The organism is Streptosporangium sp. NPDC087985, from assembly GCF_044741965.1.
In the GTDB taxonomy this organism is placed as follows: domain Bacteria; phylum Actinomycetota; class Actinomycetes; order Streptosporangiales; family Streptosporangiaceae; genus Streptosporangium.
On record NZ_JBIUTQ010000006.1, the window covers coordinates 185,618 to 200,749 of the forward strand.

The following is a 15,132-nucleotide window of genomic DNA, read 5'->3' on the forward strand; positions in this document are numbered from 1 at the left end:
CGATGGCGGAGAAGTTCAACGCCGATATCTGGAGGCGAACAGGCCGAAAGGCCCGCCTATGTCCGAGATGAATGATTCCAGCAGAACATCCCCACCGCGATCGAAGGGTCCCAGCCGGACCCAGGCAAAGGTGGTGATTCCGGACGATCACTCGATGGTCAGCCTGCTGGGCTCACGTGACGAGCTGCTGCGGGTCGTCGAGGGTGCCTTCCGCGCCGACATCCATGTCCGGGGCAACGAGATCACCATCACCGGCAGCCCGGAGGAGAGCAGCACCGTGGTGCGCCTCTTCGAAGAGCTGTCGGAGCTTGTCCGGGGAGGGGCGGAGCTCACGACGGACGCGGTGGAGCGCAGCATCGCGATGCTGCGGATGACCTCCGACCGCCCGGCCGAGGTGCTCTCCCTCGACATCATCTCCTCACGGGGCCGGACCATCCGCCCGAAGACCGTGAACCAGAAGCGCTACGTCGACGCGATCGACAAGCACACCATCGTCTTCGGCATCGGTCCCGCCGGCACCGGCAAGACCTATCTCGCGATGGCCAAGGCCGTGAGGGCCCTTCAGGAGAAGAAGGTCAACCGGATCATCCTCACCCGTCCCGCGGTCGAGGCGGGCGAGCGGCTGGGCTTCCTTCCCGGCACGCTCTACGAGAAGATCGATCCCTACCTGCGCCCTCTGTACGACGCGCTGCACGACATGCTCGATCCCGAGTCGATCCCCCGGCTGATGGCCGCGGGCACGATCGAGGTCGCCCCCCTCGCCTACATGCGGGGTCGCACGCTCAACGACGCCTACATCATCTTGGATGAGGCGCAGAACACCTCGGCTGAGCAGATGAAGATGTTCCTGACGCGGCTGGGCTTCAACTCGAAGATCGTTGTCACCGGTGACGTCACCCAGGTCGACCTGCCGGGTAGCACACAGAGCGGCCTACGGGTGGTGCAGGAGATCCTTGAGGGCATCGCTGACATCCACTTCATCCGTCTGACCAGTGCCGACGTGGTGCGGCACAAGCTCGTGGGCGACATCGTGGACGCCTACGGGCGCTATGACGAGACACAGCGGCAGAACAACGCACCACAGGCGATCAAGAGCGTGGTCAAGCACCCCCGGGAGAGAAGATGAGGGTGGGCGGGCCACATGGTGAGCGAGAAGCGGTGAGCGACCGATGAGTATCGAGGTCAACAACGAATCCGGTGTCGAGGTCGACGAAGGGCTCGTCGTCTCGCTGGCCGGATACGTGCTGGAGCGGATGGGTATCAACCCACTCGCCGAGCTGTCCATCCTGATCGTGGACGAAGAGGCCATGTCGGCGCTGCACGAGCAGTGGATGGGGGAGCCCGGCCCGACGGACGTGCTCTCCTTCCCGATGGACGAGCTGCGCCCCGGCACGGGCTCCGGTGCCCGGCAGGAAGGCGACGCCCCCACCGACCCGGCACTCCTCGGCGACGTGGTGCTCTGCCCGCAGGTGGCCGCCAAGCAGGCGTCCGAGGCCGGGCACAGCACCGAGGCGGAGCTGGAACTGCTGTGCACGCACGGCATCCTCCATCTGCTCGGTTACGACCACGCGGAGCCCGAGGAGCACAAGGAGATGTTCGGCCTGCAGGGTGAGCTTCTGGAATCGTGGCGGGAGGTGCGCACCCAACGGTGAATTCCGCCAACGGGTGGTTGTTCTCGGCCATCCTCCTTGTCGTGATCGGCGGCCTGATAGCCAGCGCGGAGACGGCTCTGACCCGCATCTCACGCGTGCGCGCCGAGGAGTTCGTCCGTGACCGACGCCGGGGTGCGGGGCGTCTGCAGGCGATCGTCGCCGATCCGCCGCGCTATCTCAACCTGCTGCTCCTGCTCAGGCTGAGCTGCGAGCTGATCGCCACGGTGATCGCCACGCTGCTCTTCGTCGACTGGCTCGGCGATCAGGGCCGGGCCTACGCCGCCGCCGCGGCGGTCATGATCGTGGTCAGCTACGTGATCGTCGGTGTCTCCCCGCGCACGCTGGGTCGCCAGCACGCCGAGCTGATCGCGCTCGCCGGCGCCCCTCTCGTGTACAACCTGACCCGGATCTTCGGGCCGCTTCCCAAACTGCTCATTCTGCTCGGCAACGCCGTGACCCCCGGTAAGGGTTTCAGAGAGGGGCCGTTCACCTCCGAGGCCGAGTTGCGCGACCTGGTCGACCTGGCCGAGGAGCGCAGGGTCATCGAGCCGGACGAGCGGGAGATGATCCACTCGGTCTTCGAGCTCGGGGACACCCTGGTCCGCGAGGTCATGGTGCCCCGCACCGACATGGTGTTCATCGAGCGCGGCAAGACGTTGAACCAGTCCCTGTCGCTCGCCCTGCGCAGCGGATTCTCCCGGATCCCCGTGGTCGGCGAGAACGAGGACGACGTCATCGGCATCGCCTACCTCAAGGACATCGTGCGCCGGGTGCAGGAGACCGGCGACGACGGCCGCGCCGAGCAGGTCGAGACGATCATGCGTCCGGCCACCTACGTGCCGGAGAGCAAGCCCATCGACCAGCTCCTGCGCGAGATGCAGGCCCGCCAGATCCACCAGGCCATCGTCATCGACGAGTACGGCGGGACGGCGGGTCTGGTCACGATCGAGGACGTCCTCGAAGAGATCGTGGGTGAGATCACCGACGAATACGACCAGGAGACTCCCCCTGTGGAGCCGCTGGACGACGGCTCGGTCCGGGTGACCGCCCGGCTTCCGGTGGGTGACCTGGAGGACCTGTTCGACATCGAGCTCGAGGTGGACGACGTGGAGACCGTCGGCGGTCTGCTGGCGCACGCGCTGGGCCGGGTGCCGATCGCCGGTTCCGAGGCCGTGGTGGAGGGGCTCACCCTGACGGCGGAGAGTCTCGCCGGACGCCGCAACCGGATCGGCACGGTCCTCGTCAGGCGGATCGCCCTGGACAGGTCCGATCCGGACACCTCCTCCCCGGAGCAGGACCAGAGCAGAGCCTGATCCGTGCCTGGTCAGATGTCAGATTCACCTGGGCGGACACACGTAGTGCATGCCGGAGCCCCTCTGTCAACGGGTGTACCTCGCAGAGGTGGAGCCGGGCGTCCGGGGTGGACCCTGCACTGACAGGACGGCTCCGGACCCCGCGCGGAGACCGGCTCTGAAGGGCGGTAAACGGCGCCCGTTGATAAACGGCGTCCGTCGCCCGTTCTCCGCGTCGCTCACTTAAGGGTGTTCTCGGCTGCGTAATGCGGTTGAGGGCGCCCTTAAGCGTTTCTCGATGATTGCCGCTTTTGCTGAGGGGGAAGAAAGTGGAGCGGTGAGGACATGATTCCTCGCACGTGACATCGGGGGAACAGCCATGAAGCGAGGGATTCGAATTGCCGTTGCGGTGGGCGTCTGTGGGGCCCTGACCTGGGCTTTGATGGCGTGCGGCGCCGGGACGGACCACACCGGAAATACCGGAAAGGACGCCGGTGCGGAACTGGCGCGGCTGCGGGGATTATTACCGAAGGCGCAGGAATTACCGGACGGATTCTCCGCCCGGCCGGGTGAGGCGTGGAAGTCCCCTTTCCGCCCGGCCGGCCGTGATTGCCGGCTCGTCTTCGCCATGGTGGGAGGCAGCCCGCGGCAGCGGGCGCCGGGGGTGCGGGCGCCGGGGGTGCGGGTGGACGCGACCTACACGGGTGACGAGCTGGGTGAGCTGGCCGGTGTGGGTCTGGCATCCTATGTCGGCGACGACGCCGAGCGTCGCTTTGACGAGCTGACCGAGGCCCTGGACGGCTGCCCGGTCGCCCGGAGTTCCCGGCCGGGCAGAGGCGCCGTGCTGAGGCTGTCCAGCCTGAAGCTGGACGCCATTGGCGACGATGTGCAGGCCAAGCGGCTGCGCGGCAGGTTGGACGGCTATCCCTACGAGATGCACGTGGTCTTCGCCCGCGTCGGGAGCACGCTGGTCTCGCTGGTGCACACCGGCCTCGCGGATGTCGACGTCAGGCGGACCCAGCAGCTCGCCCAGTTCCTCGTCGCCCGGGCAGCCCCCTGACCGGCCATGGCCACCGGGTTCACCGCTCCGGCATCTTGTTTCTGTGGCAGTCGACGTTGATCTGCAGGATGAGGCAAACTTCCCCCCCGTGAGCGGGCCCGGGGCCGCGCGCTGACTACCCTTGCGCTGTGAGTGATGCGACCCTCGATCCCGAGGACAACAAGATCATCGTGCTGGCCCGTTCCGCCCGCGCCCGTAACGGCGCCGCCGAGGGCGCCGCCGTGCGTGACGAGACCGGCCGGACCTACTCGGCGACCAACGTGGCGCTGCCGTCGCTGAGGCTCTCGGCGCTGCAGGTCGCGGTGGCGATGGCCGTCTCCAGTGGCGCCGAGTCCCTGGAGGCTGCCGCGCTGGTCACCGCGGGGGCCGGTCCGGCCGACGCGGACGCGCAGGCGGTCCGTGAGATGGGCGCTACGACGCTGCTCGTGGCCGACCCGGACGGGACCGTGCGTCAGAGCTGAGGCCGACATCGGCGACAATGGATGACGTGAGTTCCTCAGCTGCTGATTTCCATGCCGGTTTCGCCTGCTTCGTCGGCCGGCCCAATGTCGGAAAATCCACGCTGATGAACGCGTTGGTCGGCACGAAGGTGGCGATCACCTCCTCCAAGCCCCAGACCACTCGACGGGTCATCCGCGGCATCGTGCACCGCCCGGACGCCCAGATCATCATCGTGGACACTCCCGGGCTGCACCGGCCCCGCACTCTGCTGGGCGAGCGGCTGGACAGCCTGGTGCTGTCCACGCTCACCGAGGTCGACGTGATCGGGTTCTGCGTGCCGGCCAACGAGCCCATCGGCAAGGGCGACCGGTTCATCGCCGAGAAGCTCGCCGCGGTCAAGAAGACCCCGGTCGTCGCTGTCGTGACAAAGTGCGACCTGGCGTCGCGCGAGCAGATCGCCGCCCAGCTGCTGGCGCTCTCCCAGCTCGCGGAGTTCGATGAGATCGTCCCGGTCTCGGCGCAGTCGGGGGAGCAGCTGGACGTGCTGGGCGACGTGCTGATCGACCGGCTCCCCGAGAGCCCGCCGCTGTACGAGGGCGGCCAGCTCACCGACGAGCCCGAGCAGGTGCTGGTGGGCGAGCTGATCCGTGAGGCGGCTCTGGAGGGCGTCCGGGACGAGCTGCCGCACTCGATCGCGGTCGTCGTCGACGAGATGCTGCCCCGGGAGGGCCGCGACGACCTGCTCGACATCTACGCGCACATGTTCGTCGAGCGGCCGTCGCAGAAGGCCATCGTGATCGGGCACAAGGGCAGCCGGCTCAAGGACGTCGGCAGCCGGGCCCGGCAGCAGATCGAGGCGCTGCTCGGCACCCGGGTCTATCTGGACCTGCGGATCAGCGTCGCCAAGGACTGGCAGCGCGACCCCAAGCAGCTCCGCCGCCTGGGCTTCTACGACTGAGGGTGAGTCCGGGCCCGGCCGGCGGGCGGGGATCCGCGCGGTCTCGGTGACCGAGGGTGAATCCGTGCGTGGGACCCGGACGGCCCCGCACGATCCACCGCCTCCCGGATCATGGTGCAGCCAGGTGTGACTCACCACATTCCAGACGTTGCCGCAGCTCGACGGTGTCGCGGGCGAGAGCGGAGACCAGCGTGCCGGGACCGGCCAGGGGGAGCACCGCCCAGCCGTCCCCGATCACCGACTCCGGCGCCCGCCCTGTGACCAGGAGACTGCCGACGCAGCGGGCGTCGCCGTACACGGCGGGGCTGGTGTCGATCGCGGGGTCGCCCACGACGAACTCCTGCCGGAGCAGCGGGCCGCCGTCGGCCACGGCGTCGAAGCGGCAGTGGCAGCGGCCGGGCTGCTCGCCGTACCGGCCGAAGACGATCTCCTCACGCCAGAACACCCGGGCGTCTCCGGCGAGTGCCAGCCGCACGGCCATGCGGTGCCGGCAGCCCGCCGCCAGCACGGTGGGCTCGGGGGCGAACCGCAGTGACGCTCCCGCACCGACCCGGGCGGTGACCGTCATCAGCGACTCGCCGGAGCCGGGCAGTACCAGCGTGCTCGCGATCGACCGCACGTCCAGCTCGCTGCCCGGTCCCACCTCGATGTCGAGCGCGAGGTCGTCTCCGCCGAGGGGCCCGGCCGCGGTGGAGACCAGACGCACCTGGCCCGGCGCGGTCCGGCGCAACGTGAGCGGCGGGTCGGACCGCATCGTGACGAGGACGGTCCGGCCGTCCGGGCCGCGTTCGGTGACGATCGCCGCCCTTGCCCTCATGGAGCGCCGAGGGGCAGGTCCGGAGGAGGGGCGATCCTCCGGCAGCCGGGTCACGGTCATGGGATCACGCGTGGACGTGGTCGTGAGTCCAGGACCGGAGGAGCCCGGTCACCCACTCGGCGACCGCGTGCGCGCCCGGCTCCTCCCTGACCGAGGTGAACAGCACGGGCCTGCCGTCCCGTACGGCCGTCGCGTCGCGGGACATGACCGTGAGATCCGCGTCGACCATCGGGGCCAGGTCGGTCTTGTTGATCACGAGCAGGTCCGCTGTCGTCACGCCAGGGCCGCCCTTGCGGGGGACCTTGTCCCCGCCCGCCACGTCCAGCACGAAGATCTGCCTGTCGGCCAGGCCCCTGCTGAAGGTGGCGGTGAGGTTGTCGCCACCGCTCTCCACGATCACCAGGTCGAGCGGGCCGAAGCGCCTCTCCAGGGTCTCCACGGCATCGAGGTTGGCCGCGATGTCGTCGCGGATAGCGGTGTGCGGGCAACAGCCGGTCTGCACGGCGGCGATCCGCTCCGGGTCGAGCACGCCCGCTCTGCGCAGGAAGTCGGCGTCCTCGGTGGTGTAGATGTCGTTGGTCACCACGGCGAGGCGGAGTGTCGGGCCGAGCGTCCGGCACAGTGCCGCGGTCAGGGCGGTCTTGCCGCTGCCGACGGGGCCGCCGATGCCCAGGCGCAACGCCCTGCCATGCGGGTCGGCCACCCGGTGGTGGTCGTCGTGGTTGGCGCCCATGTGCGTCACCGTCCTTTCCGGATGCTTCGGTTGTTTCGGGCCCAGAGGACCCTCAGGGCCCTCAGGAGACGAAGAGCCTGAGCTCGGCGCGGATGTGCCGTTCGGCGAGCAGGTCGAGTGCGGGTGCGGCATGCGCGGGCAGCTCCTCCCAGCTCCCCGGGACTTCCGCGGAGATCAGCTCCAGGGCCGGGGTGAGATCGGCGAGGAGCCGGTGGACCGAGACCGGGTCGAGGCCCAGGAGCCGGACCGCCGCCGTGGCGGGTCCGGTGACGGCCATGTAGGCCGCCGCGAGTGCCGCCTCTCCCGGGACACATCCCGCCGCCGCCGCCACCGCGCCGAGCGTGATCGGGTGATGGGTGCCCTGCGGTACGGCTCTCGCCAGGGCGTCGAGCGCCGGTGAAGGCCAGATCCGCCGTGCGCTCCGCAGCAGCAGCCTGCCCTGAGTGCGGCTCGCCTCGCGCTGGGCGGGGGAGGAGGTCCGGGCGTCGGCCTCCGTGTCCAGCCGGGTCCAACCGCCGGTACGGCCCGCCGGGGTGTTCCGGAGATCGGCCGTGCCGAACTCGCAGGCGGCCGCGGCGAGACCTGCCGCCACCAGGCCGGCGGTGGCCAGCCGCCCTCGCAGGAACGCGGCGAGGCTGGGCAGGTCGTGGACCACCCCGGTCCTGACCGCCTCCTCGGCGCCCCCCGAGTGCCCGTGCCCCCCGGCGGGCAGCCGGGAGTCGGCCAGCAGCAGCAGCGCGGCGTTCATCAGAACAGGAAGTAGCGCTGTGCCATGGGCAGGGAGTCGGCCGGGACGGGCTCGATCAGTTCGCCGTCCACGTGGACGGCGAAGGTGTCGGAATCCACCTCGATCCTGGGCATGGCGTCGTTGAGCGGCATGTTGTTCTTGTCCAGGTGGCGGACGCTGGCCACCGGCAGCAGGCGCCGCCGTACGGCCAGGCGGTCGGCCAGACCTTCCTCAAGCGCCATCGGGGCGACGAAATGGACCGAGGTGGCGGCGGCGGTGACGGGGGTGGCGCCGAACATCGGGCGGGACAGCACGGGCTGCGGGGTGGAGATGGACGCGTTGGCGTCGCCTACCTGGGCGTAGGCGATGACCCCGCCCTTGACCACCAGGTCCGGCTTGAGCGCGAAGAAGGCCGGGTCCCACAGGACCAGGTCGGCCAGCTTGCCGACCTCGACCGAGCCGATCTCGCTGTCCAGGCCATGGGCCACCGCCGGGCAGATCGTGTATTTGGCGACGTAGCGCCGGGCTCGGATGTTGTCCGCGCGGCCGTCGCCCGGCAGCGTGCCCCGGCGGCGCTTCATCACGTGTGCGGTCTGCCAGGTCCGGATGATCGTCTCACCCACCCGGCCCATCGCCTGGGAGTCCGAGCCGATCATCGAGATCGCGCCCATGTCGTGCAGCACGTCCTCGGCGGCCATCGTGGACGGCCGGATCCGGGACTCGGCGAACGCCAGGTCCTCGGGGATCGAGGACTTGAGGTGATGGCAGACCATCAGCATGTCGAGGTGCTCGTCCAGCGTGTTGACGGTGTACGGGCGGGTCGGGTTGGTCGAGGAGGGCAGGATATTGCTGTAGGAGGCGATCCGGATGATGTCCGGCGCGTGGCCGCCGCCCGCCCCTTCGGTGTGGTAGGAGTGGATCACCCGGTTGCCGATCGCGGCCAGCGTGGACTCCAGGAACCCGGCCTCGTTCAGGGTGTCGGTGTGGATCGTCACCTGGGTGCCGGTGGCGTCGGCGACCGACAGGCAGGTGTCGATGGCGGCGGGCGTGGCGCCCCAGTCCTCGTGCAGTTTGAAGCCGGAGGCCCCGGCACGGAGCTGTTCGAGCAGGCCCTCGGGGTTGACCGTGTTGCCCTTGCCGAGCAGTGCGACGTTGACCGGATAGGAGTCGAGGGACTCCAGCATCCGGGCGATGTACCAGGTGCCGGTCACGTTGGTGGCCTTGGTGCTGTCGGCCGCCCCGATGCCGCCACCGATGATCGTGGTCACCCCCGCGGTCAGGGCCTCGGTCAGGATCTGCGGGCAGACCAGGTGGACGTGGACGTCGATCGCCCCCGCGGTCACGATCTTCGTGTTGCCCGAGATGATCTCGGTAGACGGGCCGATCACCAGGTCGGGATGGACGCCGTCCATGGTGTCTGGGTTGCCGGCCTTGCCGATCGCGACGATCCGGCCGTCCCTGATCCCGATGTCGGCCTTGATCACGCCCCCGTGGTCGAGGATCACCGCGCCGGTGATCACCAGGTCGGGCGCGCCCTCGGCCCTGGTGGTCCTGGCCTGGCCCATCGACTCCCGGATGACCTTGCCGCCGCCGAACACGACCTCGTCGCCCGCCCCCGCCGGGCCCATCGACAGGTCCTCGGTGACCTCGATGAACAGGTCGGTGTCGGCAAGCCTGATCCGGTCGCCGGTGGTGGGGCCGTAGAGCTCGGCGTAGCGGGACCGCTCAACGGACATGGGGGCTCCCGTCGAGAGGTCCGGCCCACTCGGGGCGGAGCCCGGGGACGATCCGGTGTCCGCCGATCGGCACGAGGGTCACGTCGCGCTCGACGCCGGGCTCGAAGCGCACCGCCGTACCGGCCGGGACGTCCAGGCGTGTGCCCCAGGCCGCACGGCGGTCGAACTCCAGACCGGGATTGGCGGCGGAGAAGTGGTAGTGCGACCCGACCTGGATCGGCCGGTCGGCGGTGTTGACGACGCGGACGGTGACGCGCTCCCGCCCCGGGTTGAGCGGGATGGGCGCCTCGCCGTACTGGATCTCGCCGGGTCTGATCATTCGCTCACCGTTTCTCGTCCGTCGTGCCGAAGGCGCGCACGACCAGCATGGTGCGGACGGCCCGCCCCCGGCCGGTCACCACGCCGGAGACACGCACGGAAAGTACGGTGGGCACCGTCCCGTCCCCGTCCGCGATCACGGGATCGGCTGGTGGACGGTGACAAGCTTGGTGCCGTCGGGGAAGGTGGCCTCGATCTGCACCGATTCCAGCATTTCGGGCACGCCGTCCATGACGTCCTGCCGGGACAGCACGCTACGTCCCGACTCCATCAGCTCCGCGACGGTCCGCCCGTCCCTGGCGCCCTCCATCACGAAGGACGCGATGACCGCGATGGCCTCGGGATGGTTCAACCGGAGGCCCCGGGACCTGCGGTCACGGGCGACGCCGGCGGCGACGTGGATGAGCAGGCGTTCTTGCTCGTGTGGTCTGAGCCGCATCACCAAACCCTAGAAATCAAATGTTTCCAAATTGTTACATGGTGATGTCGGGGCGATTTCCCGGCAGATCGACCGGCGTCTGCCGGGGGCCGGGGGCCGGGGGTGGGAAAGACCTCGCCCGTGCCGCCCTGTCCCGAGCCCGCTGACCGTGCGGTGCGGCCCAACGCCGAGATCCGGCACCCGCTCCTGAGATCCGATATTTGATCGGAGATGGGATTTCGGTCACCCACAGGGCGAGTCGTTTGATCTCTTCTTGATGAAGAGGCTACCCGCCCTTGAGGTCGCGACATAGCCTGCCGATCAAACGGGGAGTCTGGGGATGTCATGACCGAAGAGCCTGTGGACGGGGGAACGCGAGCGGAGGAGCCGCAGGCTGCTCCCGAGGATTATGAACTGCCACCCAGCCCGCCGCCTGAGCCCGTCCAGCCGCGGCGGGTGAGGCGGTTCCGGCTCGCCGCATGGATCGCTCTGGTCCTGGCCACGGTCGTGGTCGGCGCGTCCATCATCTGGGTGAACGGGCCGCCGACCGAGGCGGAGCTGCGGGAGCAGGCCGGGCTGTTCAGAAAGGAGAGGCTCCGGATCGGCGTGAAGCCCGACACGCCGTACATCTCCATCCGGAAAGCCGGGGGTGGGTTCGAGGGGTTCGACATCGAGATCGCCTATCTGATCGCCGCCGACCTGGGCTACCCGCCGGACAAGGTCGATTTCCTGGAGATCAAGACCGAGGACAGGGCGCGGATGCAGGCCACGGATGACAGGGGCGGGTACGTCAAGGTGGACCTCGTGGTCGCCACCTTCAGCGTGACGCGCGAGCGGGAGGAGGAGCTCGGCGTCGGCTTCTCCACGCCCTATCTCTTCACCGAGCAGTCCGTGATCACCAGAAAGGACCACAGAGAGGTCACCTCGCTGGGGGATCTCAAGGGTGAGGAGGTCTGCACGCTCGGCACCTCCACCTCTGAGGGCGAGTTGCGGAAGGCGATCGACCCCAGCCCCGAAGCCAGGAGGCCCACGGTCAAGAACCTGATCAGCGACTGCGTGACCGGCCTGAAGAAACACACGTTTGACGCGGTGACCACCGACGCGGCCATCCTGGCCGGGTTCGTCAAGGACTCCAACGGAGCGCTGATCCATCACGACATCGCGCTGGAGAAGACCGAGATGTGGGCGGTCAACGCCGGTTCCAACACCGCGCTGCGCACCCTGGTCGACCTCGCGCTCTACCGTTCCTACGCCGACCCTCAGGACCGGAGGTGGGAGCAGGCTTACGCTAGATACATCAAGCCGCTGCTGAGTGATGACAACGGCAAGGCGGGTGGGGTGAACGTGGCCCAGGCGGAGCAGCCCTGCGCGCCGCCCCCGCCGGTGCGCAGGTGGCCGTGGGAGCGCGCGCTCCCCTTCCAGGAGTGCTCGGCCCGTTGAAAGGTGCCGGGCGCGTCAAGGACACGCCGAGGAACCAGGGGTGGCTGCTCTCGCTGCTCCCGGCGTTCCCCCTCGTCCTGCTGGTGATGCGGCTGTGGTATGCCAGCCGTCAGGACACCCAGACACTGCTCCTGCTGGTGCAGAACATCAGCCCGCTGGGCATGCTCACCGCCGTCCTGCTGACGACCGTGTGGGTCCTGCCCGCACTCATCCTGGGCGGCCAGCTGCTCGGCACCCTGTACTGGATCAGCACGGGCCGCTCCTCCTGGCTGGTGCGCGCCGCCGAACGGCTGCCCGGCTGGGTGGTGGCCCTGGCCGTCGCGGTGGGCCTGTCCGTCTGGCAGCTGCGGTTCCTGCCGACGCTGGTGATGCTGTCGCTGGCCGTGGCGGGGCTGGTGGTGCGCGACCGCTACCCCCGCGACAAGGGGCTGCGGGGCATCGTCTGTTACGCGCTGCCCGTGACGGTCGCGGTGCTGTCCTACATGGTGCTGTGGCCGGCCATCGGGTCCGCGCTCGCCGCGCGTGACATTCCGACCGTGATCCTCCTCACGCTTCCGCCGGGGATCACGGTCCTGTTGACCGGCCCGGTTCCCCAGAGGTCCGCCCGGGTGCTCACCCACGGGATCGCGGTCGCGATGGCGGTGCTCACGCCGCTTCTCGTGGGCGCGGTGGTGATGAAGGCTCCCATCCTCCCGCTGATGGCGCTGCAGATGACGGCCAAGGAAACGGACGGGGAAACGACGGAGAAAGAGGGGAAGGGATCGGTGAAGGAGGCGGGTGGAGCGGGGAAGGAAACGGATGAGGAAGCCGACGGGGAAGAACTGCGGGTGCTCGTGGGCTATCTGGTCGCTGTCGACGACCAGATGTCCACCGTCCTGAGCCGTGAGGGGCGCGTGAGCTTCGTCCCGAACGACCGGGTCGAATCCAGGGTGCTCTGCCCCGACCCCGGCGAGGTGCCCAGGACCTGGGCGAACCTGCATGGCTGGTACGTCGAGCAGAGCATGCTCTCCTGGCTCGCCCCGGCCCCGTCGTTGGTCCCGGTCGATCTGCGCTGCCAGGGCCGTCCCGAGGACTGAGTCCGCCTCCTACTGGCTGTAGTCCTCGACCTCTTCGATCGGGCGTGGTCCGGCCGATTCGGGGTCCTCCCCGAACTCCCGGCGCGCCCGGCGCTGCCTGAGCAGGTCCCAGGCCTGGTCGAGGGCCTCCTCCAGTTGGCTGATCCGGTTGTTCTCCTCGTGGGAGGAGATCCCGCCGGAGGCCAGCCGCTGCCGGAGGCCGTGTTCCTCGGTGATGAGCTCGTGGATATGGGTGAGAATGTCGTTGTCCTTCATTTCCGCCCCCTGTATGCCCCTCCTCTCGGGACTGTATCCGATCGGCAGGTGACCGCCCCGTCGGAGGCCGTACCGACTCCCCTCCGCGGCCGGCTCACGCGGGACGGCGGCGCGGTTCCGCAGATCGAACGCGATTTCGGCGATCATGAAGTGCGAGGTCTCACAATATGGGCTTGCGTCTCAGGTATTTGTAACCGTCTGGTAGCGTGCTATCCATGCTGCGCAGCGTGCTTCTTAGCTGCCGCGACGAGGGCCTGTAGAAGGCCGGCTCCCTCGTCGCGGAGCGAGCCATGCGCGTCGGCCACGATTGTCTTTCCAGTCGAGGAGCCCTTGCATGTATCCGCAGCAGCAGCCCAGCCCCATGCCGTTCAAGCGCTACCAGCCCTACGCTCCGGTCCGGCTCGACGACCGCACCTGGCCCGGCAAGGTCATCGACCGGGCTCCCCGGTGGTGCGCGGTGGACCTGCGTGACGGCAACCAGGCGCTGATCGACCCGATGGACTCCCACCGCAAGCTCAAGATGTTCCAGCTGCTGGTGGCGATGGGCTACAAGGAGATCGAGGTAGGTTTCCCGGCCGCGTCGCAGACCGACTTCGACTTCGTCCGGCAGATCATCGAAGAGGACCTGATCCCCGACGACGTGGTGATCCAGGTCCTGACCCAGGCCCGGCCCGAGCTGATCGAGCGGACCTTCGAGTCGATCCAGGGCGCGAAGACGGCCATCGTCCATCTGTACAACTCCACCTCCACGCTGCAGCGCCGGGTCGTCTTCGGTCAGGACCGTGAGGGCATCACCGCCATCGCCGTCGAGGGCGCCAAGCTCTGCAGGAAGCTGGCCGAGGCCTCCGACGTGGACGTCTACTTCCAGTACTCGCCGGAGTCCTTCACCGGGACCGAGCTGGAGTACGCCGTGGAGGTCTGCGACGCCGTCAACGACGTCTGGCAGCCCACCCCGGACCGCAAGGTCATCGTCAACCTGCCCGCCACCGTCGAGATGGCCACCCCGAACATCTACGCCGACCAGATCGAGTGGATGCACCGCAACCTGGCCTACCGCGACTCGATCGTGCTCTCCCTGCACCCGCACAACGACCGGGGCACCGCCGTGGCCGCCGCCGAGCTGGGCTACATGGCCGGGGCCGACCGCATCGAGGGCTGCCTGTTCGGCAACGGCGAGCGCACCGGCAACGTGTGCCTGGTCACGCTGGGCATGAACCTGTTCTCGCAGGGCATCGACCCGGAGATCGACCTGTCCGACATCGACGAGGTCCGCCGCGTCACCGAGTACTGCACCCAGCTGCCCGTCCACCCGCGCCACCCGTGGGGCGGCGAGCTGGTCTACACCGCCTTCTCCGGCTCCCACCAGGACGCGATCAAGAAGGGCTTCGAGCACCTGGACCGTGACGCGGCCGCCGCGGGCGTTCCGGTGGACGAGTTCACCTGGGCCGTGCCGTACCTGCCGATCGACCCCAAGGACATCGGCCGCACCTACGAGGCGGTCATCCGGGTCAACAGCCAGTCCGGCAAGGGTGGGGTCGCCTACATCATGAAGGCCGACCACCAGCTTGACCTGCCGCGCCGCCTGCAGATCGAGTTCTCCCGCGTCGTCCAGGCCCGCACCGACGCCCTCGGCGGCGAGGTGAGCCCGGCCCAGATGTTCGAGGTCTTCACCGACGAGTATCTGCCGAACCCGGCCAATCCGTGGGGACGCCTGGGTCTGCTGGCCCACCGTACGGTCTCCAGGGGCGACGAGAAGGACGCCATCAGCGCCGACCTGCGCGTCGACGGTGAGATCCGCGAGGTCGAGGGCGTCGGCAACGGTCCCATCTCCGCCTTCTGCGACGCGCTGGCCGGGATCGGCATCCAGGTCCGCGTCCTTGACTACGCCGAGCACGCGATGAGTGCGGGCACCGATGCCAAGGCCGCCTCCTACATCGAGTGCGAGATCGCCGGCGAGGCACTCTGGGGCGTCGGCGTCGACGCCAACACCACTACCGCCTCCCTGAAGGCCATCATCTCCGCCGTCAACCGCGCCACCCGCTGAGTACGGCCCGCGCAGCCGCCGGCACGACCTGCCGGGACACCGCGCCCGACAACAGCCCATAAGGCCACATGTCGTCCATTCGACCGCGCCCTCCGCGTGACCCGCGGACGCGCGGTCGAACCATTTCCCGCCCGGCGGGAGCCGGTGTACGAGGCAGGGGCCGCG

General features: G+C 69.0%; 16 protein-coding genes. 9 read left to right on the forward strand and 7 right to left on the reverse strand.

What is annotated here, in order from left to right; genetic code table 11:
- Positions 1 to 67 precede the first annotated feature (67 nt).
- From ACIN94_RS15570 to era, 6 genes are all read left to right on the forward strand, one after another.
- Positions 68 to 1,126, forward strand: a complete 1,059-nt coding sequence (locus ACIN94_RS15570; RefSeq protein WP_400705553.1) for a PhoH family protein — start codon at positions 68 to 70, stop codon at positions 1,124 to 1,126.
- A 43-nt stretch (positions 1,127 to 1,169) separates the two neighbouring features.
- Complete coding sequence (gene ybeY / locus ACIN94_RS15575; protein ID WP_400705556.1) at positions 1,170 to 1,652, forward strand: rRNA maturation RNase YbeY; 483 nt, start codon at positions 1,170 to 1,172, stop codon at positions 1,650 to 1,652.
- Positions 1,649 to 2,965 carry a hemolysin family protein gene (locus ACIN94_RS15580; RefSeq protein WP_400705559.1) on the forward strand — a complete coding sequence of 439 codons (1,317 nt, stop codon included), beginning with the start codon at positions 1,649 to 1,651 and terminating at the stop codon, positions 2,963 to 2,965. The genes ybeY and ACIN94_RS15580 overlap by 4 nt, the downstream gene beginning before the upstream one ends.
- A gap of 607 nt (positions 2,966 to 3,572) precedes the next feature.
- The gene (locus tag ACIN94_RS15585) at positions 3,573 to 4,004 is read left to right on the forward strand and encodes a hypothetical protein (protein ID WP_400705562.1); all 432 of its coding nucleotides are present in this window, start codon (positions 3,573 to 3,575) and stop codon (positions 4,002 to 4,004) included.
- 128 nt (positions 4,005 to 4,132) lie between these two features.
- A complete protein-coding gene (locus ACIN94_RS15590; protein ID WP_400705565.1) occupies positions 4,133 to 4,465 on the forward strand; it encodes a cytidine deaminase in 333 nt (110 codons plus the stop codon).
- A 17-nt stretch (positions 4,466 to 4,482) separates the two neighbouring features.
- Entirely contained in the window at positions 4,483 to 5,403 is a 921-nt protein-coding gene (gene era, locus ACIN94_RS15595) for a GTPase Era (RefSeq protein WP_400705568.1), read from the forward strand.
- 109 nt (positions 5,404 to 5,512) lie between these two features.
- Here era and ACIN94_RS15600 read toward each other — a convergent pair whose 3' ends face one another.
- From ACIN94_RS15600 to ACIN94_RS15625, 6 genes are all read right to left on the reverse strand, one after another.
- Positions 5,513 to 6,280 carry an urease accessory protein UreD gene (locus ACIN94_RS15600; RefSeq protein ID WP_400705571.1) on the reverse strand — a complete coding sequence of 256 codons (768 nt, stop codon included), beginning with the start codon at positions 6,278 to 6,280 and terminating at the stop codon, positions 5,513 to 5,515.
- Between the two features lie 4 nt (positions 6,281 to 6,284).
- Positions 6,285 to 6,953 (reverse strand): urease accessory protein UreG, encoded by a 669-nt coding sequence (gene ureG / locus ACIN94_RS15605; protein WP_400705574.1) that lies wholly within the window; start codon positions 6,951 to 6,953, stop codon positions 6,285 to 6,287.
- Between the two features lie 61 nt (positions 6,954 to 7,014).
- Complete coding sequence (locus ACIN94_RS15610) at positions 7,015 to 7,701, reverse strand: urease accessory protein UreF (protein WP_400705577.1); 687 nt, start codon at positions 7,699 to 7,701, stop codon at positions 7,015 to 7,017.
- Positions 7,701 to 9,416 carry an urease subunit alpha gene (locus ACIN94_RS15615; RefSeq protein ID WP_400705580.1) on the reverse strand — a complete coding sequence of 572 codons (1,716 nt, stop codon included), beginning with the start codon at positions 9,414 to 9,416 and terminating at the stop codon, positions 7,701 to 7,703. Before ACIN94_RS15615 ends, ACIN94_RS15610 begins: the two co-directional genes overlap by 1 nt.
- Complete coding sequence (locus ACIN94_RS15620) at positions 9,406 to 9,735, reverse strand: urease subunit beta (protein WP_400705583.1); 330 nt, start codon at positions 9,733 to 9,735, stop codon at positions 9,406 to 9,408. Before ACIN94_RS15620 ends, ACIN94_RS15615 begins: the two co-directional genes overlap by 11 nt.
- A gap of 135 nt (positions 9,736 to 9,870) precedes the next feature.
- Positions 9,871 to 10,173: an urease subunit gamma gene (locus tag ACIN94_RS15625; protein WP_400705586.1), complete on the reverse strand. Its 303-nt coding sequence runs from the start codon at positions 10,171 to 10,173 to the stop codon at positions 9,871 to 9,873.
- 324 nt (positions 10,174 to 10,497) lie between these two features.
- Between ACIN94_RS15625 and ACIN94_RS15630 the strand changes: the two genes are divergently transcribed.
- Positions 10,498 to 11,592, forward strand: coding sequence for a transporter substrate-binding domain-containing protein (locus ACIN94_RS15630; protein ID WP_400705589.1), 1,095 nt, complete (start codon positions 10,498 to 10,500; stop codon positions 11,590 to 11,592).
- Positions 11,577 to 12,668, forward strand: a complete 1,092-nt coding sequence (locus ACIN94_RS15635) for a hypothetical protein (RefSeq protein ID WP_400705592.1) — start codon at positions 11,577 to 11,579, stop codon at positions 12,666 to 12,668. The genes ACIN94_RS15630 and ACIN94_RS15635 overlap by 16 nt, the downstream gene beginning before the upstream one ends.
- A gap of 9 nt (positions 12,669 to 12,677) precedes the next feature.
- Here ACIN94_RS15635 and ACIN94_RS15640 read toward each other — a convergent pair whose 3' ends face one another.
- Positions 12,678 to 12,923 carry a DUF2630 family protein gene (locus tag ACIN94_RS15640; protein ID WP_400705595.1) on the reverse strand — a complete coding sequence of 82 codons (246 nt, stop codon included), beginning with the start codon at positions 12,921 to 12,923 and terminating at the stop codon, positions 12,678 to 12,680.
- A 334-nt stretch (positions 12,924 to 13,257) separates the two neighbouring features.
- Between ACIN94_RS15640 and leuA the strand changes: the two genes are divergently transcribed.
- The gene (gene leuA / locus ACIN94_RS15645; protein WP_400705598.1) at positions 13,258 to 14,967 is read left to right on the forward strand and encodes a 2-isopropylmalate synthase; all 1,710 of its coding nucleotides are present in this window, start codon (positions 13,258 to 13,260) and stop codon (positions 14,965 to 14,967) included.
- Positions 14,968 to 15,132: the final 165 nt, after the last annotated feature.

Excerpts from the sequence above, each read along its gene's own strand:
- ACIN94_RS15570 (WP_400705553.1), top strand. The coding sequence starts at position 68 with ATGAATGATTCCAGCAGAACATCCCCACCGCGATCGAAGGGTCCCAGC.
- ybeY (WP_400705556.1), top strand. The coding sequence starts at position 1,170 with ATGAGTATCGAGGTCAACAACGAATCCGGTGTCGAGGTCGACGAAGGG.
- ACIN94_RS15585 (WP_400705562.1), top strand. The coding sequence starts at position 3,573 with ATGGTGGGAGGCAGCCCGCGGCAGCGGGCGCCGGGGGTGCGGGCGCCG.
- era (WP_400705568.1), top strand. The coding sequence starts at position 4,483 with ATGGATGACGTGAGTTCCTCAGCTGCTGATTTCCATGCCGGTTTCGCC.
- ACIN94_RS15600 (WP_400705571.1), bottom strand. The coding sequence starts at position 6,280 with ATGACCGTGACCCGGCTGCCGGAGGATCGCCCCTCCTCCGGACCTGCC.
- ureG (WP_400705574.1), bottom strand. The coding sequence starts at position 6,953 with ATGGGCGCCAACCACGACGACCACCACCGGGTGGCCGACCCGCATGGC.
- ACIN94_RS15610 (WP_400705577.1), bottom strand. The coding sequence starts at position 7,701 with ATGAACGCCGCGCTGCTGCTGCTGGCCGACTCCCGGCTGCCCGCCGGG.
- ACIN94_RS15615 (WP_400705580.1), bottom strand. The coding sequence starts at position 9,416 with ATGTCCGTTGAGCGGTCCCGCTACGCCGAGCTCTACGGCCCCACCACC.
- ACIN94_RS15620 (WP_400705583.1), bottom strand. The coding sequence starts at position 9,735 with ATGATCAGACCCGGCGAGATCCAGTACGGCGAGGCGCCCATCCCGCTC.
- ACIN94_RS15625 (WP_400705586.1), bottom strand. The coding sequence starts at position 10,173 with ATGCGGCTCAGACCACACGAGCAAGAACGCCTGCTCATCCACGTCGCC.
- ACIN94_RS15630 (WP_400705589.1), top strand. The coding sequence starts at position 10,498 with ATGACCGAAGAGCCTGTGGACGGGGGAACGCGAGCGGAGGAGCCGCAG.
- ACIN94_RS15640 (WP_400705595.1), bottom strand. The coding sequence starts at position 12,923 with ATGAAGGACAACGACATTCTCACCCATATCCACGAGCTCATCACCGAG.
- leuA (WP_400705598.1), top strand. The coding sequence starts at position 13,258 with ATGTATCCGCAGCAGCAGCCCAGCCCCATGCCGTTCAAGCGCTACCAG.